Raw genomic sequence first — 23,673 nt, 5'->3', positions numbered from 1 at the left:
GATGCGGGCACCGGGCGGCGCCGCCAGAGTGGATGGCATGGGTATCGATGATTACGGCGGCGGACCCGGCGCGCAGCAGACCGGTGTCATGGTGGTGACGACGAACGACGTCCCCGGCTACCGGGTCGAGCAGGTCATCGGAGAGGTCTTCGGCCTCACCGTGCGCTCCCGCCACCTGGGCAGTCAGATCGGCGCGGGCCTGAAATCGATGATCGGCGGCGAGCTGAAGGGCCTCACTAAGACCCTGGTGGAGACCCGCAACCAGGCCATGGAACGCCTCATCGAGCAGGCGAAGGCACGCGGTGCGAACGCCGTGCTGATGATGCGCTTCGACGTGACGGACGCGGCCGACGTGGGAACCGAGGTGTGTGCGTACGGGACGGCCGTCGTCCTGGTGCCGGCGAGCGGCTGACGGCGTCGGGCCCGCGGCCCCGTATCCGGCTCCCCGAGGGTGGAGGGGGGCGCGGCGGGCCGCGGGCGTGCCCTTTCGGAGCGGGCTGACGCGTGCGTCCGCCGACCCACCCGTCACAGAAGTCCAGGACGGTGCGCGGCTTTGTCCATGGGCCTCCCGGTGCGCGGTCCGCAGGCTGTCAGGTCAGTGAGCGGACCGCCGGCCTCCACGGTGGGCGGTCTTCCGCCCAGGAAGCGCCGACTCCCGGAGGTCCGATGCGCACCCCCCTCTGGCCGGCCGCAGCCGCGGTGGCCGGTCTCGTGGCCACCTTGGTCGTGGCCGTGCCCGCCGCCCCAGCCGTGGCGGCCGGCCCCGTGACGATCTCCTCGCCCGAGCTGTCCGTCAGTGTGGACAGCGCCTTCCCCCGCGTCATCAGCTACACCCGCACCGCCACCGGGGACGTGCTGAACGGCAACGAGGACACCATCGGCGCGATCGTCGTCAACGGAACCACCTACACCCCCACCGTCACCTCCACCCCCTCCGCCTCCGGCGTGGACTACGCACTGGCCTTCTCCGGAGTGACCATCAGGTCCCGGCTCTCGGTGTCCGGTTCGGTCGTGGAGTTCAAGGTCACGGCGATCGAGGACACGGCCGCCCTGCGCGTACGCAGCTTCGCCATCCCCGACCACAACCTCGTCAGCGTCCGCAGCAGCCAGGCGGGCGCCGCGCTCTCCACCGCGAAGATGCACACCGCCACCACCGGCACCGGGGACACCTTCACCTCGATCACCGCGAGCACCCCGGTGGACGCCTCCGCGACGACCGTGATGTACGGGCTGGCCAACACCGGCAAGCTGGCCGCGGCCATCGACTCCAACTCGTACTACGACGCCCCCTCCGGCGGCACGTCCAACGAGAACGGCCGGATCAGCAAGCAGGTCACCGACAAGGGCACCTACCGCCGGGCCGGCCTGTGGAGCGGATCCTGGCTCTACCGGTCCACGGGCGCCGCCGACACCGACACCGAGCCGCTGCCCTACGTCCGGGTCGCGATCACCGCCGACCGCAACGCCGACTCCACCGTGGACTGGCAGGACGCGGCGGTCGCCTACCGCGACATCTGGACCGCTCCCACCGGCTGGCAGCAGACCGCCGACCGGGTCGTGCAGCGCATCCCCTTCAACTTCGCCTCCGCGGCCACCCACCCCTTCGCCGAGACCCTCGACGAGACCAAGCGGGTCAACCTCGCCACCGACGGCCTCGGCCAGTTCGTCCTGCTCAAGGGGTACGCCTCCGAGGGCCACGACTCGGCCCACATGGACTACAAGAACATCGGCTCCAAGCTCGGCGGCGCCACCGACCTGAACACCCTCACCACCGTCGGCCACACCTACAACGCCGACTTCGGCGTCCACGTCAACGCCACCGAGGAGTACCCGGTCTCGGCCACCTTCGACCCGGCGCACCAGACCGGCGGGCTCGGCTGGGACTGGCTCGACCAGTCGTACTACGTGGACACCCGCAAGGACGGCCAGTCCGGCGAGCGCCTCAAGCGGTTCCAGGACCTCAAGGCGGCCGCGCCCGGCCTGGACTTCCTGTACGTGGACGTCTGGTACGGCGACGGCTACCTCTCGCGCAAGCTCGAACGCGAGATCGGCGGCCTCGGCTTCCAGCTCGCCACCGAGTTCCCCGCCTCCATGACCGGACAGTCTCTCTGGCACCACTGGGCCACCGACGTCAACTACGGCGGCAGCGACCTCAAGGGCATCAACTCGAACATCGCCCGCTTCATCGCCAACCACACCAAGGACGACTGGATCGCCGCCAACCCGCTGCTCGGCGGCGCCGAGATCACCGCCTACGAGGGCTGGCAGGGCAAGCGGGACTACACCGCCTTCGTCAACACCACCTTCGGGACCAACCTACCGACCAAGTACCTCCAGGAATCCCCGATCGTGAAGTGGACCGCGAACGCGGTCACCCTGGCCAACGGCACCACCGTCACCACCAGCGGGAACACCCGCAAGATCACTACGGCCGGCCGCACCGTCCTCGACGGCTCCGCCTACCTGCTCCCGCGCGACGGCAAGCTCTACCACTGGAACGACAAGGCCGCCTCCACCACCTGGACCCTGCCGGCCGGCTGGTCCTCGCCCAAGCTGTACAAGCTGACCGACACCGGCCGCCAGCTGGTCGGCGACCTGGCCGTCACCGGCGGGCAGGTCACCATCAACGCCGCAGCGAAGACCGCCTACGTCGTCACCAACGGCGCCGCCCCCGTCCAGGCCGACCCGAACTGGGGCGAGGGCGCCCCCGTCAAGGACCCCTCCTTCTTCTCCGGCAACCTGAACGCCTGGAGCGTCACCGGGACCGGCGCCGCCGTCACCCGCAACGCCCAGGGCCAGAACGAGCTCACGATGGCCGCGAGCACCGCGCCCGCCGTCTCCCAGCAGCTCACCGGACTCACCCCCGGCACCTACGCCGCCTCCGTCTGGGTCACCACCCCGGCCGGACGCGCCGCCACTCTGACCGTGACCCCGGCCGGAGGCACGGCCGCCTCCGTCTACGCCGACTCCTCGACGCTGACCAACAGCCTGGGCGGCAGCGAGAAGAACGGCACCAAGATGCAGCGGATGAAGGTGCTCTTCGACGTCCCCTCGGGACAGTCGACGGCCACCCTCAAGCTGTCCGCGGCTTCCGGGCCGGGCACCGTCTACCTGGACGACGTACGGGTCGTCCGCTCTGCCCGCACCCCGCTGAACGGCCACTGGTTCACCGAGGACTTCGAGAACGTCGACGCGGGCTGGGGGCCCTTCGCCTTCGGCGGCGCCGGCGGCTCCGCCACCGACCCGCGCACCCACATCGCCCAGCGCAACGCCCCGTACACCCAGGCGGGCTGGAGCGGGAAGCTGGTCGATGACGTGATCGGCGGGCAGAACTCGCTGAAGTCGCACGAGGAGCGCCAGGGCCTCGTCTACCGCACCCTCCCGCAGACCCTGCGGCTGACGCCCGGCCGCTCGTACAAGGTCACCTTCAGCTACGAGAACGGCTTCAGCGGCGACTACCAGTTCATCACCGGCTCCGGCAGCACCGAGACGGCCACCGCGCTGAACCAGGCCCGCACGGCCACCACCTTCACCAAGACCTTCACCGCGGGCACCGACGCCTGGATCGGCGTACGGAAGGTGACCGGCGAAGGCTCCCACAACGAGGCCGACTTCATCCTCGACGACCTCGCCGTCGACGACCTCGGCTCCGGGACCGGCGGCGAACTCCTCGTTCCTCAGACCCAGATGAGCGTCAAGGCCGTCGACAGCCAGGAGACCGCCGGCGAAAACGGCGCCGCGGCCAACGTGCTCGACGGGGACGGCGCCACCATCTGGCACACCCAGTGGTACCAGGCCACCGCACCGATGCCGCACGAGATCACCCTCGACCTGGGGGCCTCGTACAACGTCTCCGCCCTGCACTACCTGCCCCGGCAGACGCAGAGCAACGGGCGCATCGCCGCCTACCAGGTGCTCACGTCAACGGACGGGGTCACCTGGGGGACCGCGGCGGCCTCGGGTACTTATCCCAACACCACCGCGCAGCAGGACGTGACCTTCACGGCGCGCACCGCCCGCTACGTCAAGCTCAAGGCCACCAGCGAGGTTTCGGGCAACCCGTGGACGGCGGTCGCGGAACTCAACATCGGCTACCTGCCGTGACGGCTTCGAGCGGGGCCGGGGCCGGGGGTGACGGATCCGGGGGCTGGGGTTCCGAGGGTCGCGGTTCGGAGGGCTGTGACTCCCGGGGAGAGAGGAGCCATCGTGCCGACTGCTGTTGCACCGACTGCTGTTGGCGGAACCGGACGGGTGCCATGCCCACCCGGCGGCTGAACAGCCTGCTGAAGTAGGCGGCGTCCTCGTAACCGACCCGCCGGGCGACCCCGGCGACCGGCAGGTCGGTGCGGGCCAGCAGCTCCTTCGCCCGGCTCAGGCGGATGCCGAGGAGGTACTCCTTGACCCCCTCCCCGGTGCTGCCGCGCACCGCCCCGCGCAGTTCGGGGAGGCTCATCCCGAGCCGGGCGGCGTGCTCGGCCACCGAGATCGGCAGCAGCGCGTCCCGGGCCAGGGTGTCCATCACGGTGTCCCCCTGCCGCGACACCCCGGCCCGGGCGTAGCGCAGCGCCACGAGCAGCCCGTGCACGGCCGCGGCGGCCTCCACCTCCAGCAGGGGGCCGCCGAGCCGGGCCGCCCGTACGATCCCGTCGACCACGTGCCGTACCCCGGCCGTGCCGCTGAGCGGGACCAGCGGCCGGTCGGGGGTGAGGTAGCCGAGGTCGGTGTGCGCCTCCACGCTGTGCCCGGTGAAATCCACGAAGCACTCGTCCCAGCCGGTCCGCGGATCGGGGCCGTAGTGGTGCTCCACCCCGGGCACGAGCCACAGCAGCGCCGGGGCCGTCACCGGCTGCGGGGCCCGCCCGCCGTGGCTGAACCAGCCCCGGCCGCCGCAGACCACCACCGCGACGTGGTGGTCGAGCACGCGCGGGCCGACCACCGGCAGCTCGCCCTGCTGTACCCCCACGCCGAGGCACACCAGCCCGAGCCGGCGGTGGTTGGCGGTCGGCGAGAAGTACCGCATCCAGCTGCTGTACGGAGGCGTTGCCATCTGCGGATTGTGATCCACAAGGCGGGGGGTGCTCAAGGGGCCGTGGACTCCTGGGCGTTACGGGGCTTTCGCGTGACGGGGGTGAGGGGAGGGGCGGACGTGACCGGTGTGACGGGCATGACGGACATGGCGGGTGCGGGCCGCGTGACCGGTTCGGCCGGTGTGTCCGGTGCGCCCGCCGGCCCGCCCGGGGTCCGTTCCGGCCGTAGTCCGGCCGCCAGCCCGGCGACCACGACGGCCAGGCCCAGCCACACCGCCGGCCCCGGGAGCCCGCCGCCGGTGACGGCCCCCGCGCCCGCCGCTGCGAGCGGGGCCACCCCGGTCAGCAGCCCGGCCCGGCCGGAACCCACCGCGGCCACCGTGCGGTACCAGAGGAGGAAGGCCACCGCGGTCACCATCACGGCGAGGTAGCCGGCGGCGGCCCACTGGCGCGGGCTCACGGAGACGAGTTCGGCGGGCCCCTCCACGCACACCGTGAGCACCGCCAGCATCACCGCGCCCATCCACACCGCGTGCAGCGACACCCCCCACGCCCCGTGGCGGCGCAGCACCGGTACCGCGAGCAGGGTGAACCCCGCCTCGCAGCCCAGCGCGAGCGCGGCCCATCCGACCCCGGCCGCGTCCGTCCGGCCCGTTCCCTCCACCAGCACGGCCCCGGCAACGACCACCGGAGCGGCCAGCAGCACCCGGCGGCTGGGCGTGCGGCCCTCCATCAGCGGACCGATCACCCCGAGCAGGACCGGCGCGCAGGCCACGGCGACCGCGATGACGGCTGGCTCCGCGTGCGCGACGCCCCGTACGACGGCCACGTTGAACAGCACCAGCCCGGTCGCGGCGACCCCGGCCAGCCACAGCCACTCCCGGCCGCGCGGGGCGGTGATCCGCACCCGGGCGAGGCGGGCGAGACCGAAGAGGAGCAGCGCGGCCATCGTGTAGCGGACGGCCTGCACGCCGAAGAGCGGGGCGTCCACGAGGGAGCGGGAGAGGGTGACGCTGCTGCCGACGAGGACCATGCCGGCGATGCCGGGAGCGAGGTCGCGCAAGTGCCGGGGCGAAGGCGGCGAAGGCTGTGCAGGCTGTGCAGGCGGTGACGGGTACGAAGCATGTGAAGGTGCTGAGGTGCTCATACCGTTGAGCCTGGCGCCACAATGGACCCATGGACAGGTCCAAAGAGAGCGCCATTGAGGGGTCCGTAACAGCAGGTGTCGCAGCAGGGGGGTCCGAAGCAGCGGGTTCCGAAGCAGGGGGTTCCGAAGCAGCGGGGTCGGACTTCCTCCAGCTGGACATCGGCCGGGCCCCGGCCGGCGGGCGCACCGACTGGCTCGCCGACCGGCTCCGTGCGGCGATCGCGGACGGCACGCTCGCTGTCGGCAGCCGCCTCCCGGCCAGCCGCGTCCTCGCCGCCGAACTGCGGGTCTCCCGGGGGCTGGTCACCGAGGCGTACCAGCGGCTGGCGGAGACCGGGCAGGTGGCCGGCCGCGGCCGTGCGGGGACGGTCGTGGTGGCCGCGCCGGTGACCGGAGGGCAGCGCCCGTCCGAGTCCGCGCGCTCCGCGTTCCCGGATCCGGCCGACCCGTTCGGCACGAGGGAATGGGGCGTTCTCGTCGACGCGCTGCGCGCGGCCCCGGGCCCGATCGACCTTTCGCCAGGGGCGCCGGACCTGGCCGCGTTCCCGCGCACGGCCTGGCTCCAGGCGGAACGCCGGGTCCTCGCCGAGCTGACCCCCGCCGCCTTCGGCTACGGGAACCCGCAGGGCACCCCCGAGCTGCGCGAGGCGATCACCGGCTGGCTCGCCCTGAACCGCGGGATCCGCGCGGACCCCGACGAGGTGGTCGTGGTGGCGGGCGTGGCGCAGGCGCTCGGACTGCTGGCACAGGTGCTGCGCGCGGAAGGCGTACGGCACGTGGCGGTCGAGGACCCCGGCTCGCTCGGGACGCGCCGGCAACTGGAACACGGGGGCATGCGCATCCTGCCCGTCCCGGTGGACGCGGGCGGCATCGACACCGCCGCCCTGGCGGCCGGCCCGGCCCAGGCGGTGGTGCTGACCCCGGCGCACCAGTTCCCGACCGGTGTCGTCCTCGACGGGGAACGGCGCCGCGAGCTGCTCGGCTGGGCGGCTGGCGGGGGAGTGGTCATCGAAGACGACTACGACGCCGAACACCGCTACGACCGCGCCCCCGTACCCGCCCTGCGGGCCCTGCTCCCGGAGGCCGTCTGCTACACCGGAAGCGTCTCCAAACTCCTCGCCCCCGCCCTGCGTCTGGGCTGGCTGCTGGTCCCGCCGCGCCGGCTGGACGCCGTCATCGAGGCCAAGCGCTACGCCGACCTCGGCAATCCCGTCCTCGCCCAGCTGGTGCTGGCCCGGCTGATGGCCTCGGGCGAACTGGAGCGCCACCTGCGCTTCGTACGCCGCCGCCACCGGGCCCGCCGGGACGCGATGCTCCGCGCGATCGCGGCCGAACTGCCCGGCGCACGGGTGCACGGGGCGGCGGCGGGGCTGCACCTGATGGTCACCTTCGAGGGAGCGGGCGGCTCCGGCGCCCCGGCGGGCTTCGACGACACCGCTCTCGCCGCGGCGGCCCTGGACCTCGGGGTCAAGGCGCATCCGTTGTCCTGGCACCGGATGACTCCGGGGGCTCCGGGCCTGGTCCTCGGCTACGCGGCGGGCACGGCGGGGGAGATCGAGGAGGGCGTGGCCGTCATCGGCGCGGCCCTGCGGGGGGTGCGGGGCCGGCGGGGGGCGGGGGCGCTCGCCGGGCCTGAGCGGGTGGCGCCGGGGGCGGTGCGGAGGGCCGTTGCGGAGGGTCCTGCGGATGCTGTGCGGATGCCGTTCCGGGGCCCTTCCGGAGGGCCGCGAAAAGTTTTTCGGAATCGGCGGCAACCTCCCGGGCACTCGCGCGTCGTGCGGGGGTGAAGGGCGTGATCCCGCGCCCCGCAGCCGACCGTGGAGAACCACCGTGAAGAACCTGAAGCGCGCCCCGCTGTCCGTCCGCAGGGCGGCGGCCGTCGCCGTCGCCGCCGCCGGCACGGCCCTCGCGCTGGCCGGGCCGGCCTCCGCCGCAGCAGGGGCGTCCTCTGCCTCGCCCACCGTGTCCGCGCCCGCACCGGCGACGAGCGCGAGGCCGAGCACGTCGCCGAGCGTGGCTCCTTCGTCCCCCGCGCCCTCGGCGAGCCGGCCCCCGAGCGCGACGCCGAGCGCGGCCCCCAGCGTCCGCCCGAGCACGTCCCCCAGCGTCCGCCCGAGCGCGTCCCCGACCGTCGCCCCGGGCGGGACGCCGACCGCCGTCCCGAGCGCGGCTCCGAGCCCCGCCCCCGCTTCGCCCGGCGATTCCGAGCTCGCGCATACTGGCTCCTCCGCCACCACGGTCGCGCTCGGCGCCGGGGCCGCCGTGCTGATCACCGCCGGGGCCGCGACCCTGTACACCGTGCGGCGCCGCGCCAACGGCTGAGGACCCCCGTGCTCCATCTCGCACCATCCGCCGGCCCCGCCGCGCTCGGTTTCGACCGGCCGCGGCGGGGCTTGTGGTCGTTCCTGCTGCGCCGCGAGCGCTCCTCCGCGCAGGCCCCGCCCGCGCCGTCGGAGCCGTACCGGCACGGGTACACGTACGGCCATCACTCCGAGACGGGCGGCCCGCCGCCCACCGTGACCGAGCTCTACCACGCCCACCGGCTGCGGATGGTCCGGCTGGCGGTGCTGCTGGTGGACGATCTGGGCACCGCCGAGGACGTGGTGCAGGACGCCTTCACGGCCCTGTACCGGCGCCACGGCGAGCGGATCACGGAGGTGGACAACGCGCTGGGCTACCTGCGCACCTCCGTCGTCAACACGGCCCGCTCCGTCCTGCGCCGCCGCCGGACCGCCCGCGCGTGGACCCCGCAGGCGCCGGCCGATGTGCCCTCCGCCGAAGCCTCCGTGGTCCTCGACGAGGCACACCGCGAGGTCCTCGCCGCGCTGGGGCGGCTGACGCCGAGGCGGCGCCAGGTCCTGGTGCTGCGCTACTGGGCCGACCTCAGCGAGGCGGAGATAGCCGAGACGCTGGGGATCAGCCGGGGCGCGGTCAAATCGAACGCGAGCCGCGGGCTGGACGCGCTGGAACGGATTCTGGAGGGTCGGATATGACGCGTGGACAGGAGCCGGGCGGGCGGCCGGTCGAGGACCGGCTGCGGCAGGCCCTGGACGCCCGCGCGGCCGGGATCACCGTGCGCGAACTGCGCCCGGCGCAGCCGCCGGAGCCGGGGGTGCGGCGCCTGTCCTGGGCCTGGCCCCGCGGTTTCACGCTGCCCCTGGCGGGGCTGGCGGCGGCCGCCGCGACGGTGGTGGGGTACGCCGTCCTGGCGCCGGACGCTCCGGTCCGCCCGGGGCCGGTACCTGCGCCGCCGGCCGCGCCGCCCACGCCCACGCCGACCGGTCCGTCTCCGGGACCGGTCCCGGCCGGTCCGTCCCCGTCCGTCTCCCCGTCGCGCCTTTCGCCTTCGGCCGTGCCCACGCACTCGTACAGCCCCACCGTGAGCCCGTCCCGGGCGCCGGAGGCGGGTACGGGTACGCCACGGCCCAGTTCCTCCGCCTCCGCTCCGTCGTCCCCGTCCCCGACCCCGACCCCGACGCGGGGCTCGCCCTCGGCCTCGTCCCGGCCGCCCACGACTTCGCCGGGCCCCCGCTGAGGAGGCACGGAACGGGGACCGGCGCCACGCGGGCCGCAACCATGCGCCGACGGAGATCAATTGGCGGCATCCTTGGAGCCTGCCGATGAGTTCGAGCGTGGGGGCGCGGGATGTGGTCAGTGGTGTCGTCGGGCGGGGTGCCCGCGGGTGAGCGGTTCGACTGGTATGCCGACATCATCTCCCGCGAGGTGATGCCGGCCGCCCTCAGCAGCGAGCGCCCGGCCGAGTTCCAGGGCGAGGCCGCCGTGGTGGACCTGGGGTCCCTGCGCGCGTCCAAGTTCTCCCTGTCGCCCCTGCGTTCGCGGCGCACCGCCGCGCTGATCCGGCGCGGCGATCCGGAGCAGTACCAACTGGCCCTGCTGCGCAAGGGCGTCACGTCGATGTCCCAGCACCGCAACGCGTGCACGGTCGGGGCCGGGGACCTCATGCTGTGGGACACCTCGCGCCCCTCCGACAACACGATGCACGCGGAGGGCGGCCAGGTGCGGGCGACGATCCTGATGCTCCCCCGGGACGTACTGCCCCTGCGGCCCGAGCGGCTGGAACGGCTGCTGGCCCGCCGCATACCGGGTGACCGCGGCATCGCGGCGATCCTGGCCTCCTTCATGACCGCCCTGGAGGACCACGCCGCCGAATGCGAACCGCGGGAGCTGGCCAGGCTCGGCTCGGTCGCCGTCGACCTCGCCACCGCCTGCCTGGCCCAGCACCTGGACGCCGAGGAGGCGATCCCCGCCGAAGCCCGGGCGGAGGTGCTCCTGCGCCGGATCCACGCCTTCATCGAGCACAACCTCGGCGACCCGGAGCTGGCACCGCCGGTCATCGCGGCCCGTCACACCATCTCCGTGCGCTCCCTCCACCAGCTCTTCCAGGGGCAGGGGGAGAGCGTCCGGGCCCGGATCCGGCGGCGCCGGCTGGAGCAGTGCCGCACCGACCTGGGCCGGCCCGAACTCGCCGCCCATCCGGTGCAGTCCATCGCCGCCCGCTGGGGCTTCAGCGGACCCGAGGTCTTCAGCCGCTCGTTCCGCGAGGCGTACGGACTCACGCCCACGGAGTACCGCGCGCTGACCGCCGTGAGCCCGCACCGCGACACGGCATAGGCTCGCCCCATGAACGACAGCACACACGGCATACGGATCCGGCCGGGCGGCCCGGCGGACGTACGGACCATTCTGGACATGCTCGATTCCGCGGTGGCCTGGATGAACGCCCGCGGGAACACCGAGCAGTGGGGCACGACCCCGTACTCGCTCGTTCCCGGCGGCGTGGAGCGGGTCCAGGGGTACGCGACGGAGAACTCCCCGTACATCGCGGAGCGGGACGGGGTGCCCGTCGGAGCCCTGGTACTGGACACCGGGCCCAGCCCGAAGATGCCGATGATCGCACCGGCCGGGGAACCCGAGCGGTACGTCCGGCTGCTGGTCTCCGACCGGCGGTACGCCGGGCTGGGCATCGGCGCCGCCCTGCTGGCCCGGGCCGTGGAGGAGACCAGGCTGGCCGGTGTGGAGCTGCTGCGGGTCGACTGCTGGGCGGGCGGTACGGGCGAACTGGTCGCGTACTACGAGCGCAACGGCTTCACCCGCACCGCCCCGTTCCTCTCCGGCGCCTGGCCGGGCCAGGTACTGGAGCAGCGCGTCTAGTGACCTGAGTCAGAGATTCGGTGGCAGTAGGCGGCGACTTTGTCGAGGATCTCGTCGGCTGTCTTCGTCCAGACGAAGGGCTTGGGCTGGTCGTTCCAGTCGGCCAGCCATGAACGGATGTCGCGCTCGAGAGCCTGGACGGAGCGGTGGACTCCACGCTTGAGCTTCTTCTGGGTGAGCTCGGCGAACCACCGCTCCACCAGGTTCAGCCACGACGCGCTCGTCGGTGTGAAGTGCAGGTGGAACCGCGGGTGTGCCAGCAGCCATTTCTTGATGTCCGGCGTCTTGTGGGTCGCATAGTTGTCGAGGATCAGATGGATCTGAAGATCCGCCGGCACTTCTTTGTCGATCTTGGCCAGGAACTTCTTGAACTCGGCGGCCCGGTGGCGGCGGTGGAGAGACCCGATGACCTTGCCGGTGGCGACCTCCAGGGCCGCGAAGAGGGTGGTTGTGCCGGCGCGGATGTAGTCGTGACTGCGGCGCTCTGGAACGCCAGGCATCATCGGCAGGACCGGCTGGGACCGGTCCAGGGCCTGGATCTGCGACTTCTCATCCACGCAGAGGACCAGAGCCTTCTCCGGCGGGTCCAGGTAGAGGCCGACCACGTCGCGGACCTTGTCGATGAACAGCGGGTCCGTCGACAGCTTGAACGTCTGCGAACGATGCGGAGCCAGCGCGAACGCCCGCCAGATCCTTGAGACGGTCGACTGCGACATTCCCGTGGCCGCGGCCATCGACCTCGTCGACCAGTGCGTCGCGTTCTTCGGCGTCTCTTCCAGTGTTTTGACGATCACCCGCTCGACATCAGCGTCGGTGATCTTCCGCGGGACACCCGGCCGCGGCTCGTCGCCCAGCCCGTCCAGGCCGTGCTCCAGAAACCGCCGCCGCCAGGTGCGGACCGTGTCCGGCGCGATCCCAAGCCGCCGCGAAACTTCCATCACCGAATGCCCGCCCGCGCACTCCAGCACGATCCGCGACCGCTGAGCCAGAGCCTGAGCTGTCGAACGACGACGTAACCAGCCCTCCAGCACAGCACGCTGGGCATCAGTCACCGACAACGGCGGAATCTTCGGACCGGGACGACTCATGCCGAACTAACGACAAACCTCAGACTCAGGTCACTAGGTCGTCTCTTTCGGATCTTGTCGGCCGAGTCCGCGGCGTCTGGTGCCGTGCCTGGCGTCGCGGGCCCGGCAAGATCCGAAAGAGACGGCCTAGTAGTGCTTCGTTAGGTTCTGGATCTGCTGGCGGTCAGGGGGCGGCCGCAGGTGGTGCAGGTGCCGGTCCAGCACCTCAGCAGGTTCTGGAGCACGTCCAGGACCTGGTAGAGGGTCAGGCCGGCGTGGGTGCTTTTGGGTCGAGCCGCCTGAGGGTGAGGAAGGCCTGTGCGGCGGTGACGAGGGTGACGTGGTGGTGCCAACCGCGCCAGGTCCGGCCTTCGAAGTGGTCCAGGCCCAGGCCGTGCTTGAGTTCGCGGTAGTCGTGTTCGATCCGCCAGCGCATCTTCGCCCACCGCACCAGGTCGGCGATCGGGGTAGTGGCGGGCAGGTTGGTCATCCAGTAGCCGGTCGGCTCGTCCGCTCCTGCGGGCTGTTCGACCAGCAGGGTTCGCAGCGGCAGGACCCCGTTCCACTGGCTGCGTCCACCGGCCTGTTCCTGGGCGGTCCGGCAGGCTTCCTTGCCCGACGGACGCACTTCCAGGACAGCGAAACGCGAGGTCATCGCACTCTTGCTGCCCTGGCGCCAGGTGATGTCCTGGAAACAGGTGCCGGGATCGATGAAACTCTGCAGGGACTGGGCCGCATCGCGGTAGCGGGGCAGCGTGGGCGGCCCCAGCCCGCCGTAAGCCGGCCGGAACGGCTCGGCGGAGGCAGGCCGTGCGACCTCTTTGGGATCGACCGCCACCACGTAGGACCAGCCGCGTTCTTCCAGCGCGAGCCGGAAGGAGACGCTGCGGCCGTAGCCGGCATCGGCCACGATCACCGGCACCCGCGGCAACCAGGTGGCGAGGCGGTCGAGCAGGCCCAGAGCCAGACGGGTCTTCGACACGTGCCCGATCTCGTCGGGCACCCCGGCCCTGCGCCGCCGGCCCTCGTCCGCCGCCCAGTCCTCCGGCAGGAACAACTCCCACTCCAACGGGCAGGACGCGAGGTCGGTTGCCGCGTGGACGCTGACCGCGACCTGGCAGTTGGCCGTCTTGCCCAACGCGCCGCAGTACTGTCGGGCCACCCCCACGGATGCCGTCCCGCACTTGGGGAAGGACACGTCGTCGACCACCCACACCTCAGGCCGGACAGCCTCCGTCAGCCGTTCGGCGATCCGCTGCCGCACCGGCAGCGGATCCCACGGCGACTGATTCACGAACTGTTGCAGGGCCTGCATGTTCCCGTCCGGCAATCGCTCGGCCATCGGCTGGATCGACTTACGCCGCCCGTCCAGCATCAAACCCCGCAGATAACACCCGCCCCACCTGCGCTGATCCCGCCGCGGAAGCGAAGCGAACACATCGGCAACGAACTCCGCCAACTCACCTCGGAGTCGTTCCACCTCCCCAAGCCTCATAACCGGAAGATGCCCACCACCAGGCGAGATCACCCGACGTAACGAAGCACTACTAGTGCTGTGACCGGAAAGGTTCGCCGGGTTCACAGGTCCGAGCCCGAAATCCAGACCACGGGATGCGCGGGATCGGTGTTGTCCACCGCCAGGTCCCGCGGACTGGTCCGCCTGGCATAACCGGGACCGTCCTGGCTGTAGACCATGGTGGAGTTGCCCGGTGGGGTCAGGCCACACGGGCCCTGCGCAGGCAGGGCGGCTCCTCCGGAACGGTAGGCGAACCAGCTGCTGTCGTGTACCTGCGTGGTCGCGTCTGACGGTTCGAAATGGCTGGCCGTGAGGAACGTGGCGAGATCCGCCGGCGTAGTGTTGAATCGCAGCGCCAAGTCGCTCTCTCCCTGCAAACCACCCGCCGTTGCGGTGAAGGCGAGGCTCGTGGCGTCGGCGGGCACGGCCAGACCGAAGTGCTCGGTCGCATCGGCGAGGGAGACGTTGTTGCCCTCGGTCTGCGGGCAGACCCGGGGATCGGTCGCCGCGACATGGTTGTCCGGGCCCTCGAACGATGAGTCGAGCATCGACTTCGCACCCCAGCCGAGCAATCCCAGCAGAACGACTGCACTCACTGCCATCGCCAGGCACCCCGGACTCTTCATGGCCTCAGCTCCCCCGTGAGCAATCAGAGTTGGATCATAGTGGGCATCCACGCACTGGCCGATGTCCGGGATCTCGTGCCCTCGTGTGAAGGTTCCCGGTCACAGCGCTTGACCGTCCCTTTCGGCCTGGGCCGCCGGCGGTGTCGCACGGGTTGCCCTCGACGGCGAAGGCGTTGATGACGGCCTCGGACGCCGGGGTTCAGGACGCCGGAGTGTTGCGCACCGCGGCCACCAGGGGGGCGAGTTCCGGCTTGCGCGCCGCCTCGTCCAGGGCCTCGCGCAGGGCGGTGTCGTTGGTGGGGCGTGCCTGGTCCAGGAGTGCGAGACCGGCGGGGCTGACCTCGGTGTAGATGCCGCGGCGGTCGGTGTCGCACAGGTAGCGGCTGAGCAGTCCGCGGTCCTCCAGCCGGCTGACCAGCCGGGTCGTCGCGCTCTGGCTGAGCACCACCGAGTCCGCCACCTGGTGCATGCGCAGGTGGCCGCCGGGGCCGCTGTGCTGGCGGCTGAGGACGTCGAGCAGGGAGTACTCGCGCACGCTCAGGTCGTGTCCCGCCTGCAGTGCGCGCTCGATGTGCGCCTCGATCCGTCCGTGCAGGAGGGAGAGGGCGCACCAGCCCTGGGAGAGGGCGGTGAGTGCGCTGTCCGTGGCCGTCATGGCTTCCTCCTCGAAGGCGTGTGGCTCCAGGATAGGGCACGTCTGCAATTGCCCGCGCTTGCAAATATCCCGCGTCTGCAATTAATGTGGACGCAGGCAACCCGCTGTGGCAATCGCCCGGCCCGCCGCCTCCCTCTTCCCCTGAAGCCCCCGCACGCAGCTCCTGAAAGGCACCCCTCATGCCTCTCGCACTCCTCGCACTCGCCATCGGCGCCTTCGGGATCGGCACCACCGAATTCGTGATCATGGGCCTGCTCCCCGAGGTCGCCGGCACGTACGGCGTCTCGATCCCCACCGCCGGCTTCCTGGTCACCGGCTACGCCCTCGGCGTGGTCCTCGGGGCCCCGCTGATGACCGTGCTCGGCACCCGCATCCCGCGCAAGCGCATGCTCATGCTGCTCATGGGCCTGTTCATCGTGGGCAACGTGGTCTCCGCTCTGGCCCCCGCCTTCGGCGTCATGCTCGCCGGACGGGTCGTGGCCTCCCTCGCCCACGGCGCCTTCTTCGGCATCGGCGCGGTCGTCGCGGCCGAGCTCGTCGCTCCCGAGAAGAAGGCCGGAGCCATCGCCATGATGTTCACCGGCCTGACCGTGGCCAACGTCGTCGGCGTCCCGCTCGGCACCCTCGTCGGCCAGCACCTCGGCTGGCGGGTCACCTTCCTGATCGTCGCCTCGCTCGGCCTCCTCGGCCTCCTCGGCATCGCGCGGCTGGTCCCCGACCTGCCCCGCCCCGAAGGCGTACGGATCCGCCACGAGCTGGCCGCGTTCCGCAACGTCCAGGTGCTCCTGGCGATGGGGATGACCGTCCTCGGCTTCGGCGGGGTCTTCGCCGCCATCACCTACATCACCCCGATGATGACCAACGTCGCCGGCTTCGCCGACACCTCCGTCACCTGGCTGCTCGTCCTCCTGGGCCTCGGCATGGTCGCCGGCAACCTCGTCGGCGGCCGCTTCGCCGACCGCGCGCTGATGTCGATGCTGTACACCTCGCTGGGCGCGCTCGCCGTGGTCCTGGCCGCCTTCACCGTCACCGCCCACACCCGGGCCGGAGCCGCCGTCACGATCTTCCTCATCGGGGCCCTCGGCTTCGCCACCGTGCCGCCGCTGCAGAAGAGGGTCCTCGACCAGGCCGCCGGCGCCCCCACCCTGGCCTCCGCCGTGAACATCGGCGCCTTCAACCTGGGCAACGCCCTCGCCGCCTGGCTCGGCGGACTCGTCATCGCCGCCGGCCTCGGCTGGACCGCTCCGAACTGGGTCGGCGCGGCGCTGGCCGCCTCGGCCCTCGCCCTCGCCCTGGTGTCCGGCGCGCTGGAACGGCGTACGGGGACCCGCGCGGGCGGCGAAGGAAGCAGCCGGGTCATCACGGCCGGCGCTCCGGCGGGCGCAGCCGTCCCGGCCCACCACTGATCCACCACCCCCGTACCGCACCCCTCGTACGGCACCCCTCGTACGCACCCCCCCCACATCACAGGAGCCCCGCATGTCCACCGCCACCCCCACCCGTACCGCCGTCGCCCCCCTGACCACCGCGGAGGCCGAGGCGCTCGTCGCCACAGCCACGGCCGCCGCCGGAGCGGCCGGGGTCGCCGTCAGCGTCACCGTGCTCGACGCGGGCGGCCACCCGCTCGCCTTCCGCCGCGATGACCGGGCCGTCCTGATCTCGGGCGAGACCAGCACCCGCAAGGCCTTCACCGCGCTCCAGCTCGACGCCCCGACCGCCGATCTCGTCGATGCCGTCCAGCCCGGCGGCCCCTTCCACACCCTCCCCACCGCCCTGGACCGGCCGCTGCTGTTCATCGCGGGCGGGCTCCCGGTCCACCGCGACGGCCGGCTCGTCGGAGCCATCGGTGTCGGCGGCGGAGCCCCGGCCCAGGACCACGGGTTCGCCGAGTCCGCGCTCGGCGTCCTGGCCTGATTCCCACCCGATTTCCCACCCGATTCCCCGCCCGATCCCCGGCCCGATCCGCCGCCCGGGTCGCGCACCTCGGTCCCCCGTGCCAGGTTGGTACGGGGGCCAGGTGCGTGCGACAGGTGCGTGATGCGACAGACCAAGCAGCACTACGGGCGCGGCCACGTCATAGCGACGGCCACGGTCGCCGCGCTGGTCACGCTTGCCGCCGTCCCCGGCTGCGCGTCCGGGGCGCCCTCCCCGGGGAACGCCCGGGCCCCGGTCGCGGCAACGACCTCGCCGGGCACGACGGCCACCACCCCGGCCGCGACCCCGGCCACCCCCACCACCCCGCGGGCCCCGGCTCCCTCGCCGACACCCACCCTTCCGCTGTCCAAGGCCCCGCGCACCATCCCCGCCGTACGGGAACACGTGCCGGCCCGCGGCCCCGGCTGGCGGCCCGCCCCCGACGCGCGGGTCGTCGTACCGCCGGGCGACAGTGCGGCCCTGGCGGACGAGGGCAAGCTGCTGGCCGGGGAACTGCGCATCGGCTTCGCCGAGTCGGCCACCCCGCGCAAGGGTGACGTGGAACTGGCCCTCGGGCCCAAGGGGTCCGGCGCCCCCGAGTCGTACACCCTCACCGTGAGCGACGGGAAGGTCCGCATCACCGGACCCGACCAGGCCGGGGTGTTCTACGGCACCCGCACCCTCAAGCAGGAGGTGAGCGGCGGCGGTTCGGCTCCCGAGGGCACGGTGCGCGACGCCCCGGCCAAGCCGCAGCGCGGTCTCAACCTCGACATAGCCCGCAAGCACTTCACCCCGGCATGGATCGAGGACCGGCTGCGCGAGATGGCCGACCTGAAGCTGAACCAGCTCGGCCTGCACTTCTCCGACGACCAGGCCTTCCGGATCGAGTCCACCACCCACCCCGAGATCGTCTCCACCCCCCATCTCACCAAGGCGCAGGTGCGCGAGATCACGGCGCTCGCCGCCCGCCTGCACATCGCGGTCGTCCCGGAGATCGACTCCCCGGGCCACCTCGGAGCGGTTCTGCGCGCCTACCCCGCGCTGCAACTGCGCGACGTCCAGGGCCGGGCGGTCAAGGGCGCGGTGGACATAGCCGACCCGGCGGCGGCGAAACTCGTGGACGAACTCCTGCGCGAGTACCTGCCGTTGTTCCCCGGCGCGATCTGGAACGTGGGCGCCGACGAGTACCAGGCCCTGGTCTACCGGGATCCGGAGAGCTCCTTCCCGCAGCTCACGGCCGCCGCCCGGCAGCGGTACGGGCCCACCGCCCGGGTCCAGGACCTGGCGACTGGCTGGCTGAACGACCGCGCGGACGTGGTCCGTTCGGCGGGCCGTGCGCCGGCGGCCTGGAACGACGGCTTCTTCACCGGCGGGATGGCCCAGCCGGCCAAGGACATCCAGGTGGAGTACTGGACGGGCAAGGAGAACGGGGCCCGGCCGCCGCTGGAGTACCTGCGCGAGGGCCGCAAGGTCGTCAACCTCAACGACGAGTACCTCTACTACGTGCTGGGGCAGCCGAACCAGTTCGTCTACCCCGACGGCCGGCGCATCTACGAGCAGTGGACCCCGCTCGTCCTGCGCGGCACCACGGCCGTGCCCGCCCGGTACGCGGGGCAGATCCTGGGCGCGCGCTTCGCCGTCTGGTGCGATCTCGCCGGAGCCCAGACCCAGGACCAGGTCGCGGCCGGCATCCGGCTCCCGCTCGCCGCCCTGTCGCAGAAGGTCTGGGACTCCCGCACCCCGGCCCTGGACTGGCCGGCCTTCAAGGCCCTGGCCGACCGGCTGTAGTACGAAACCGCGTCACCGCGCCCCGGCGCCGCGGCGTCCCGCCTGCCGAAACCCGCTGGCCGGGTCCCGTCCGCTTTGCTTGGATGCGGGCATGGACGACAGCGCGCTGCCCCCGCCCGAGGGCTACGAGATTTCCACCGACCCCGGCCGCCTCGACCGGGAGCTGATCCACCGGTGGCTGTCCGGGGACGCCTACTGGGCGCTCGGGCGGACCCGCGAGAAGCAGGACGCCGCCATCGAGGGGTCGCTCAACTACGGGGTCTACGACGCCTTGTCCGGCCGCCAGGTGGCCTACGCGCGCGTCATCACCGACCGCGCCACCTTCGCCTGGCTCTGCGACGTCTACGTGGATCGCGGCGTACGGGGCAAGGGGCTCGGCACCGCCCTGGCGGGGGCGGTACGGGACCACCTCGCCCCGTACGGGCTGCGCAGGATCCTGCTGGCGACCGCGGACGCCCACGAGGTGTACGCGAAGGCCGGCTTCGAGCCGCTCCGGGCACCGGACAAGTGGATGGCCCTCGGCGCGCAGTAGGGCGCCGAGGGGTCCCGGCGCGCGCCTACCAGATGGAGTTGACCCACTCCGGGTGGTCGATGAACGGGTTCCGGTTGTGCTGGTAGGTGTCGTAGATGACCTGATTGCGGCGCTGCTCGAAGGCGTCCGGCGGGTCCTGCAGGTTCCACTGCTTCAGGACGCTGATCTTGCCGAAGAGGGGCGCGCTGCCGTTGTTGACCTTGTCGTTCATCTCGAGGTCGGCGAAACCGTCACCGCCGTCGTAGCGCACGGCCATGTACAGCAGCATGCGCGCGACATCACCCTTGACCGCGTTGCGCGGTTCGAAGGAGTCGGCGTCGGTCAGGCTGCCGGGGGCCTCGGAGACGGGGCCGCCGCCCAGGTCGAAGTCCTTGTTCCCGCGCGTGCTGTTGACCGTGACGTCCTCGGGCCTGAGGTGGTGCAGGTCGGTGCCCGGGCCGGTGGCGGTGCCGAAGTCGCCGTGGCTCTTGGCCCAGACGTGCTCGCGGTTCCAGTCGTTGACGCCGCCGCCGTTGGTGGACTTCGACTGCGAACGGCCCGAGTAGACCAGGATGACGTTGTTGGGGTTCGCGGGATCCTGGTCGGTGACCTTCAGGGCGTTCCACACGCCGTCGTACGTCACCTTGGACTGGGTCTTGATGATGCCGTGCAGCGCCGTCTTGAGCGCGGCGCCGGTCTTGCCCTCGGCCGCGGCGTAGTAGGTGTCGACGGCTGAGGCCGAAGCCGCGGCGGGGGCGGCCGCGGGGGCGGCCGCGGGGGCGGCCGCGTTCCGCTGGCCGGCCGAAGCGGAGGCCGGGATCAATATGAGGGACGCGGCCGCGAGGCCGGCTGCCCAGGGAGTAAGGCGCGAGATTCTCATCACGTGGGGGTACCTCTCCACACGCACCGCTCCCGCCCGGGGAATTGGCGGGGCATCAGGTGACAGAGCGAGGTTCACATTGTCATGTGCCCTACAGGTGAAAAGCACGTGTCGGGAGCCGGGATTTTCTACGCGCGTCATGTGGGTGATTGGCGCAAGAATCCCTATGCAGGATCGGGCGGCGCGGGCACGGTAGCGGAGGCCACACCGTGAACAGCCCTACCAGGAGCAGCCCATGGCACCGAAGATCCTCATCGTGACCGGCGACGCGGCGGAATCTCTGGAAGTCCTCTACCCCTACCAGCGCTTGATCGAGGAGGGGTACGAGGTCCACATCGCGGCGCCCGCGGTGAAGAAGCTGCGGTTCGTCGTGCACGACTTCGAGGACGGCTTCGACACCTACACCGAGAAGCCCGGCTACACCTGGCCCGCCGACATCGCCTTCGCCGACGTGGACCCGGCGCGGTACGCGGCGCTCGTCGTACCCGGCGGACGCGCCCCCGAGTACCTGCGCAACGACCCCGAGGTGCGGCGGATCCTGTCGGCCTTCGCCGGCGAGGACAAGCCGATCGCGCAGATCTGCCACGGCCCCCTGATCACCGCCGCGGCTGGTGCGCTCGACGGCCGCAGGGTCACCGCCTATCCGGCGCTGGAGCTGGACATGAAGGCGTCCGGAGCCACGTTCGAGGACTCCGAGGCCGTGGTCGACGGCACACTGGTGTCGGCCCGCGCGTGGCCCGACCACTCCGCCTGGATGCGGGAGTTCCTGACCGTACTGCGCGGCAAGGCCCCGGTCTCGGGCGCCTGATCCCCGGTCGGCGCGGCCGCGGCGCCGGAAGGCGCCGCGCCCGTCGGTCCGGGAGCGCCGCCCGCGCGGGCGCTCGCGGGCGTGCTCGCGGGGGAGACGGGCGCGGGCGCCGTGGCCCGGATCATGGCCCGAACCGTGGCCCGGGGAGGGGTCCGAGGGCGGGTTCCGGCCGCGCGCCGGGCCGCGACCGGCAGTCGGTCCGCCCCGACGGGTGTCAGCTGCCCGTGGTGATGGCGGGCGCCGCCTCGTACTTGTAGTCCGGGCCGAAGTTCTTCTTCACGGCGGCGTCCCAGGTGCCGTCCTCGACCATCTTGCGGATCGCGTTGTTGATCTTGACCTGGAGTTCGCCGCTGCCCTTCTTCAGGCCGATGCCGTAGTTCTCACTGCTCAGGCTCATCCCGATCAGCCGGAACTTGCCCTCGTTGCCCTTGCGGGCGGTGAAGCCGGCCAGGATGGAGTTGTCCGTGGTCAGGGCGTCGACCAGGTTCTCCTTGAGGGCGACGACGCACTCGGAGTACCCGCCGAGCTCCAGGAGGCTCGCCTTGGGGGCCAGGTTCTTCCTGACGTTCTCCGCCGAGGTCGAGCCGGTCACCGAACACAGTCGCTTGTTCGGGTTGTTGAGGTCCTCGGCCTTGGTGATCGTCCGGTCGTCGGCGCGGACCATCAGGTCCTGGTGCGCGAGGAAGTACGGGCCCGCGAAGTCGACCTTCTGCTTGCGCTTCTCGTTGATCGAGTAGCTGGCCGCCACGATCTGGACCTCGTTGTACTCGAGCAGGAGCTCGCGGTCGTTGCTCAGGACCTCCTTGAAGACGATCCTGTCCTTCGGGTAGCCGAGCTCCTTGGCTATGTACGTCGCCACGTCCACGTCGAAACCGGTGAAGGTGCCGTCGGGCTCCCGCATGCCGACGCCCGGCTGGTCGAACTTGATGCCGACGGCGAGGGCCCCCTTGTCGTCGTCACCGCCACACGCCGATGCGGTCAGGGAGAGACCGATCACTGCGGCGATCACGCCGGCCTGGGGAACCTTCATGCTGCACTCTTTCCTGGGGTACACGGATACGCGGGCGTCGCGGGCGGGCGGAGCCGCGCGGGAGCGCGCGGAGGGCACCCGGGACCGGGCCGGGGCGCGGGGAACCGCGGAGGCTGGTGGACGCGTATATGAGGAAGCTAGGAACTCGTCGGGCGCGGTGTCACGACATCTGAGCAAATCTTGAGGGTCACGATCCGGAACGGCGGCAGATCTTGCTGCGAATCCGGCTTTGAACGGGAGAGGAGCCGGTCGAGTGGCCGAAAGCGGAGTACGGGTCGAGGGGAACGCACTGCTGCTGGGCGAGGGGGCGCAGGTCCGTTTCATGCGGACGCTGCGGCTGCCGGAGACCGGTACGCACAATCTGCCCCCGGGGCTGGGGGAGTTTCCGCTGCGGCGGGTGGAGGACTATCCGGACACGGTTCCGGCGGACTGGCTCGCCAAGGGAGGCGTGATGCTCCCCGTGTACCTGCGCGAGGCGATGTGGCTCAGCTTCGGCGGCACCAGGGAGCCCACGGCGCTCCAGGTCGGGGTCGGCAAGGTGTGCGCCGTCTCCGGCGAGCGGTGGACGGGCAGGCTCGGGCGCCGGCCGCAGAACTACCTCGTGCTGCCGCGCCAGCCGTGGCTGGACGGGATCAATTCGGGCACGGGGACGGTCCGCCAGTTCGTCGCCGTCCCGCTGGGGCTCGGTGCCACCGTCGAGGGCCAGGTCACCGGCGAGGAGACCGCGGGCGGCGTCCAGCTCCAGGCCTTCCCGCTCGGCGCGAAGGCGCTGGCGCGGTGGCGGGAGGAGGAGCGCGAGCGGGCGCGCACGGCCAGGGCCCCGCGGGTCGGCGGCCTTCCGTACGGGACCCTGCCGCCGGGGAGCCATCCGGGCGGCTACGCGGGCGGCGGCTACGCGGGCGGCGGATACGGAGCGGCCCCCGGGATGCCGGTGCCGCCGCCGATGGCGGCCCCGGCGCCGGGCGGGCCCCCCGGAGCCCCCGCGGCCCCGGCCTCCGCCGCGGGGCCGCTGCGGCGCTCGGGCGGCGGGCCGGTTCCGCAGGCGGCGCCGGCGATGGGGCTCGGCGTCGGCGGCTCCATGCGGCAGGAGGTGTATCGCGACGACCGCAAGGCGAAGGACTGGGCGTCCGAGCCGGCCGCGCGGGTCTTCGTCCACCTGGTGACCCCGCCCGCGTGGCGCAGGATCACCGGAGAGGAGCCGCCCCCGTCACCCGTGGACCGGGCCGCCTACACCAAGGCCGGGCTGCCGTGGTTCGACTACTACGACGAGGACGGCGCCGACCTCGCCCCCTCCGGCACCCTCGGCCAGGTACAGCCGGTGGGCGAATGGCTCGGCGCCGACGAGGCTCCGTGGGCGCAGCCCGCCCCCGGCCAGATCGCGCCCCTGGGGAACGGGCCCCGGCCGGGCGAGCCCGTACAGGACGGGGACTGGTAGCCGGCGCCGAACCCGGTGCGCCCGCCCCGTGCCCCGGACTGGCCGGGAACGTACGGTCGTTCGAGCCCCGGGGCGGGACCCGTGACAGCATGGCGGG

General features: G+C 72.2%; 22 protein-coding genes. 14 read left to right on the top strand and 8 right to left on the bottom strand.

The window, feature by feature from the left end; genetic code table 11:
- The first annotated feature begins 37 nt into the window (after nt 1–37).
- Both OG730_RS03440 and OG730_RS03435 read left to right on the top strand, forming a co-directional pair.
- Nucleotides 38–412: a YbjQ family protein gene (locus OG730_RS03440; protein ID WP_327302737.1), complete on the top strand. Its 375-nt coding sequence runs from the start codon at nt 38–40 to the stop codon at nt 410–412.
- 254 nt (nt 413–666) lie between these two features.
- Nucleotides 667–4,104: an endo-alpha-N-acetylgalactosaminidase family protein gene (locus tag OG730_RS03435; RefSeq protein ID WP_327302736.1), complete on the top strand. Its 3,438-nt coding sequence runs from the start codon at nt 667–669 to the stop codon at nt 4,102–4,104.
- On the opposite strand, the gene OG730_RS03430 is transcribed toward OG730_RS03435, so the two are convergent.
- Together OG730_RS03430 and OG730_RS03425 are read right to left on the bottom strand one after the other, a co-directional pair.
- A complete protein-coding gene (locus OG730_RS03430) occupies nt 4,082–5,047 on the bottom strand; it encodes a helix-turn-helix domain-containing protein (RefSeq protein WP_327302735.1) in 966 nt (321 codons plus the stop codon). The two genes, OG730_RS03435 and OG730_RS03430, sit on opposite strands and share 23 nt — an antisense overlap.
- A gap of 32 nt (nt 5,048–5,079) precedes the next feature.
- Nucleotides 5,080–6,090 (bottom strand): DMT family transporter, encoded by a 1,011-nt coding sequence (locus OG730_RS03425; protein WP_327302734.1) that lies wholly within the window; start codon nt 6,088–6,090, stop codon nt 5,080–5,082.
- A gap of 113 nt (nt 6,091–6,203) precedes the next feature.
- Between OG730_RS03425 and pdxR the strand changes: the two genes are divergently transcribed.
- From pdxR to OG730_RS03395, 6 genes are all read left to right on the top strand, one after another.
- Nucleotides 6,204–7,961 carry a MocR-like pyridoxine biosynthesis transcription factor PdxR gene (gene pdxR / locus OG730_RS03420; protein ID WP_327302733.1) on the top strand — a complete coding sequence of 586 codons (1,758 nt, stop codon included), beginning with the start codon at nt 6,204–6,206 and terminating at the stop codon, nt 7,959–7,961.
- 43 nt (nt 7,962–8,004) lie between these two features.
- On the top strand, nt 8,005–8,496 hold the full coding sequence (locus tag OG730_RS03415) for an LPXTG cell wall anchor domain-containing protein (protein ID WP_327302732.1): 492 nt from the start codon (nt 8,005–8,007) through the stop codon (nt 8,494–8,496).
- Nucleotides 8,497–8,504: 8 nt separating this feature from the next.
- Complete coding sequence (locus OG730_RS03410) at nt 8,505–9,167, top strand: SigE family RNA polymerase sigma factor (RefSeq protein WP_327302731.1); 663 nt, start codon at nt 8,505–8,507, stop codon at nt 9,165–9,167.
- Complete coding sequence (locus tag OG730_RS03405) at nt 9,164–9,709, top strand: hypothetical protein (RefSeq protein ID WP_327302730.1); 546 nt, start codon at nt 9,164–9,166, stop codon at nt 9,707–9,709. The genes OG730_RS03410 and OG730_RS03405 overlap by 4 nt, the downstream gene beginning before the upstream one ends.
- A gap of 110 nt (nt 9,710–9,819) precedes the next feature.
- Nucleotides 9,820–10,806, top strand: a complete 987-nt coding sequence (locus OG730_RS03400; protein ID WP_327302729.1) for an AraC-like ligand-binding domain-containing protein — start codon at nt 9,820–9,822, stop codon at nt 10,804–10,806.
- Between the two features lie 9 nt (nt 10,807–10,815).
- A complete protein-coding gene (locus OG730_RS03395) occupies nt 10,816–11,346 on the top strand; it encodes a GNAT family N-acetyltransferase (RefSeq protein ID WP_327302728.1) in 531 nt (176 codons plus the stop codon).
- On the opposite strand, the gene OG730_RS03390 is transcribed toward OG730_RS03395, so the two are convergent.
- The 4 genes from OG730_RS03390 to OG730_RS03375 all read right to left on the bottom strand — a co-directional run bounded on the left by OG730_RS03390 (nt 11,343) and on the right by OG730_RS03375 (nt 15,210).
- Nucleotides 11,343–12,434: an IS630 family transposase gene (locus tag OG730_RS03390; RefSeq protein ID WP_327302727.1), complete on the bottom strand. Its 1,092-nt coding sequence runs from the start codon at nt 12,432–12,434 to the stop codon at nt 11,343–11,345. The two genes, OG730_RS03395 and OG730_RS03390, sit on opposite strands and share 4 nt — an antisense overlap.
- A 244-nt stretch (nt 12,435–12,678) precedes the next feature.
- Nucleotides 12,679–13,908 (bottom strand): IS701 family transposase, encoded by a 1,230-nt coding sequence (locus tag OG730_RS03385; RefSeq protein ID WP_327302726.1) that lies wholly within the window; start codon nt 13,906–13,908, stop codon nt 12,679–12,681.
- Nucleotides 13,909–13,991: 83 nt separating this feature from the next.
- Entirely contained in the window at nt 13,992–14,531 is a 540-nt protein-coding gene (locus tag OG730_RS03380) for a hypothetical protein (protein ID WP_327302725.1), read from the bottom strand.
- 223 nt (nt 14,532–14,754) lie between these two features.
- Nucleotides 14,755–15,210: a MarR family winged helix-turn-helix transcriptional regulator gene (locus tag OG730_RS03375; RefSeq protein ID WP_327302724.1), complete on the bottom strand. Its 456-nt coding sequence runs from the start codon at nt 15,208–15,210 to the stop codon at nt 14,755–14,757.
- Nucleotides 15,211–15,389: 179 nt separating this feature from the next.
- Between OG730_RS03375 and OG730_RS03370 the strand changes: the two genes are divergently transcribed.
- From OG730_RS03370 to OG730_RS03355, 4 genes are all read left to right on the top strand, one after another.
- Nucleotides 15,390–16,616, top strand: a complete 1,227-nt coding sequence (locus OG730_RS03370; protein ID WP_327302723.1) for an MFS transporter — start codon at nt 15,390–15,392, stop codon at nt 16,614–16,616.
- 73 nt (nt 16,617–16,689) lie between these two features.
- Nucleotides 16,690–17,124: a GlcG/HbpS family heme-binding protein gene (locus OG730_RS03365; protein ID WP_327302722.1), complete on the top strand. Its 435-nt coding sequence runs from the start codon at nt 16,690–16,692 to the stop codon at nt 17,122–17,124.
- Between the two features lie 123 nt (nt 17,125–17,247).
- The gene (locus tag OG730_RS03360; RefSeq protein ID WP_327302721.1) at nt 17,248–18,912 is read left to right on the top strand and encodes a beta-N-acetylhexosaminidase; all 1,665 of its coding nucleotides are present in this window, start codon (nt 17,248–17,250) and stop codon (nt 18,910–18,912) included.
- Between the two features lie 91 nt (nt 18,913–19,003).
- Complete coding sequence (locus OG730_RS03355) at nt 19,004–19,444, top strand: GNAT family N-acetyltransferase (protein WP_327302720.1); 441 nt, start codon at nt 19,004–19,006, stop codon at nt 19,442–19,444.
- Between the two features lie 25 nt (nt 19,445–19,469).
- Here the strand turns inward: OG730_RS03355 and OG730_RS03350 are convergent, their stop codons facing one another.
- A complete protein-coding gene (locus tag OG730_RS03350; protein WP_327302719.1) occupies nt 19,470–20,303 on the bottom strand; it encodes an endonuclease I family protein in 834 nt (277 codons plus the stop codon).
- Between the two features lie 235 nt (nt 20,304–20,538).
- Between OG730_RS03350 and OG730_RS03345 the strand changes: the two genes are divergently transcribed.
- Entirely contained in the window at nt 20,539–21,111 is a 573-nt protein-coding gene (locus OG730_RS03345) for a DJ-1/PfpI family protein (RefSeq protein ID WP_327302718.1), read from the top strand.
- A gap of 214 nt (nt 21,112–21,325) precedes the next feature.
- Here the strand turns inward: OG730_RS03345 and OG730_RS03340 are convergent, their stop codons facing one another.
- Nucleotides 21,326–22,141 (bottom strand): glutamate ABC transporter substrate-binding protein, encoded by an 816-nt coding sequence (locus OG730_RS03340; protein ID WP_327302717.1) that lies wholly within the window; start codon nt 22,139–22,141, stop codon nt 21,326–21,328.
- 253 nt (nt 22,142–22,394) lie between these two features.
- Here OG730_RS03340 and OG730_RS03335 point away from each other — a divergent pair, with 253 nt between their 5' ends.
- Nucleotides 22,395–23,576 carry a hypothetical protein gene (locus tag OG730_RS03335; protein WP_327302716.1) on the top strand — a complete coding sequence of 394 codons (1,182 nt, stop codon included), beginning with the start codon at nt 22,395–22,397 and terminating at the stop codon, nt 23,574–23,576.
- The last annotated feature ends 97 nt before the right edge of the window (nt 23,577–23,673 follow it).

Source organism: Streptomyces sp. NBC_01298 (genome assembly GCF_035978755.1).
Taxonomy (GTDB): Bacteria; Actinomycetota; Actinomycetes; order Streptomycetales; family Streptomycetaceae; genus Streptomyces.
The sequence above is the reverse complement of the archived record's forward strand: the minus strand, read 5'-3'. Positions and strand labels throughout refer to the sequence as shown.

What these genes read in the sequence shown, in the direction of transcription:
- OG730_RS03405 (WP_327302730.1), top strand. Translation starts at nt 9,164, where the DNA reads ATGACGCGTGGACAGGAGCCGGGCGGGCGGCCGGTCGAGGACCGGCTG.
- OG730_RS03345 (WP_327302718.1), top strand. Translation starts at nt 20,539, where the DNA reads ATGGCACCGAAGATCCTCATCGTGACCGGCGACGCGGCGGAATCTCTG.
- OG730_RS03355 (WP_327302720.1), top strand. Translation starts at nt 19,004, where the DNA reads ATGGACGACAGCGCGCTGCCCCCGCCCGAGGGCTACGAGATTTCCACC.
- OG730_RS03390 (WP_327302727.1), bottom strand. Translation starts at nt 12,434, where the DNA reads ATGAGTCGTCCCGGTCCGAAGATTCCGCCGTTGTCGGTGACTGATGCC.
- OG730_RS03385 (WP_327302726.1), bottom strand. Translation starts at nt 13,908, where the DNA reads ATGAGGCTTGGGGAGGTGGAACGACTCCGAGGTGAGTTGGCGGAGTTC.
- OG730_RS03365 (WP_327302722.1), top strand. Translation starts at nt 16,690, where the DNA reads ATGTCCACCGCCACCCCCACCCGTACCGCCGTCGCCCCCCTGACCACC.
- OG730_RS03440 (WP_327302737.1), top strand. Translation starts at nt 38, where the DNA reads ATGGGTATCGATGATTACGGCGGCGGACCCGGCGCGCAGCAGACCGGT.
- OG730_RS03360 (WP_327302721.1), top strand. Translation starts at nt 17,248, where the DNA reads ATGCGACAGACCAAGCAGCACTACGGGCGCGGCCACGTCATAGCGACG.
- OG730_RS03400 (WP_327302729.1), top strand. Translation starts at nt 9,820, where the DNA reads ATGTGGTCAGTGGTGTCGTCGGGCGGGGTGCCCGCGGGTGAGCGGTTC.
- OG730_RS03350 (WP_327302719.1), bottom strand. Translation starts at nt 20,303, where the DNA reads ATGAGAATCTCGCGCCTTACTCCCTGGGCAGCCGGCCTCGCGGCCGCG.
- OG730_RS03395 (WP_327302728.1), top strand. Translation starts at nt 10,816, where the DNA reads ATGAACGACAGCACACACGGCATACGGATCCGGCCGGGCGGCCCGGCG.
- OG730_RS03340 (WP_327302717.1), bottom strand. Translation starts at nt 22,141, where the DNA reads ATGAAGGTTCCCCAGGCCGGCGTGATCGCCGCAGTGATCGGTCTCTCC.
- OG730_RS03380 (WP_327302725.1), bottom strand. Translation starts at nt 14,531, where the DNA reads ATGGCAGTGAGTGCAGTCGTTCTGCTGGGATTGCTCGGCTGGGGTGCG.
- OG730_RS03430 (WP_327302735.1), bottom strand. Translation starts at nt 5,047, where the DNA reads ATGGCAACGCCTCCGTACAGCAGCTGGATGCGGTACTTCTCGCCGACC.
- OG730_RS03375 (WP_327302724.1), bottom strand. Translation starts at nt 15,210, where the DNA reads ATGACGGCCACGGACAGCGCACTCACCGCCCTCTCCCAGGGCTGGTGC.
- OG730_RS03435 (WP_327302736.1), top strand. Translation starts at nt 667, where the DNA reads ATGCGCACCCCCCTCTGGCCGGCCGCAGCCGCGGTGGCCGGTCTCGTG.
- OG730_RS03370 (WP_327302723.1), top strand. Translation starts at nt 15,390, where the DNA reads ATGCCTCTCGCACTCCTCGCACTCGCCATCGGCGCCTTCGGGATCGGC.
- pdxR (WP_327302733.1), top strand. Translation starts at nt 6,204, where the DNA reads ATGGACAGGTCCAAAGAGAGCGCCATTGAGGGGTCCGTAACAGCAGGT.